Origin of the sequence: Sutterella seckii (genome assembly GCF_009183815.1) — a bacterium.
Lineage (GTDB): Bacteria > Pseudomonadota > Gammaproteobacteria > Burkholderiales > Burkholderiaceae_F > Sutterella > Sutterella seckii.
Map to the genome: position 1 here is coordinate 1 of NZ_WEHX01000209.1, position 878 is coordinate 878.

At 37.1% G+C, this 878-nt stretch carries 1 protein-coding gene; it reads right to left on the minus strand.

What is annotated here, in order from left to right:
- Nucleotides 1–89 precede the first annotated feature (89 nt).
- Nucleotides 90–830 (minus strand): glycosyltransferase family protein, encoded by a 741-nt coding sequence (locus GBM95_RS11870; protein WP_152159274.1) that lies wholly within the window; start codon nt 828–830, stop codon nt 90–92.
- Nucleotides 831–878 lie beyond the last annotated feature (48 nt).

Below are 878 nucleotides of genomic sequence, written 5' to 3' on the forward strand. Positions count from 1 at the left end.
CTGTTTTACGAATGAGAGTACCCTCTATGCACAGGCGGCCTGACCCCAAGCGCCACACAGCACCATCCGTCAACTATTAAATACCTTTGTTAATAACGATAAAGTGTTTTATAGAATAAGTCTATTGATGCTTGCTGAAGATATCTAATGAGAAATAGATTATCTTTTCTATAAATAGCTTTAGCGGCTTTTCTCTTTTGATTGACTATTAATTTCATCAATAAATTTTTATCAATATAAGGAAGACGTTTGATGATCTTTTGATGGTAATCCGAAAACCAGTGTTCTACATAATCCCAATCATAATTTTCAATAAATGCAGGTCGTGTCCCTGTCATTCCTATATTCTGGTCGAATATCTTTTTAATTTTTATGGTGCTCAATATTTGTTGTTCATTATATTGAGGTCGACTGATGCCCCGCCTGTATTTTAATAGGACATTTGGCAGGTTGACGATTCGTCGTTGAGGATTGAGTATAAGATTTAACCACAAACCATAATCTTCTGCATGATTAAAGTCGGGATATAATTTTTCTTCAATGATTTGTTTTCTATTCAATATAGTTGAAGGATGACAGACGCAACAATAAAATGGCATTGCAGCTGCAACTTGACCAGGGGATAGAGGCAAATGTGAATGTAGGGGTTTTTGGTCTTCAAGGAAGATTGCATGTGTACCTAAAACAGTTGTATGAGGATGCTGTTCTAGATATTCCATTTGGAATTTAAACCTATCAGGAAACGCCCAATCATCTGAGTCCATGCGAGCGACCCAAGGTGGCTCTATGACGTTTAGTGTGGGTAACCACACTTTAAAGCCTGAGTCCATCTGCTGAAATCCAGATTACCTGCAACGAGATAAATCATTGTTTTGAAG

Excerpts from the sequence above, each read along its gene's own strand:
- GBM95_RS11870 (WP_152159274.1), bottom strand. The coding sequence starts at position 830 with ATGGACTCAGGCTTTAAAGTGTGGTTACCCACACTAAACGTCATAGAG.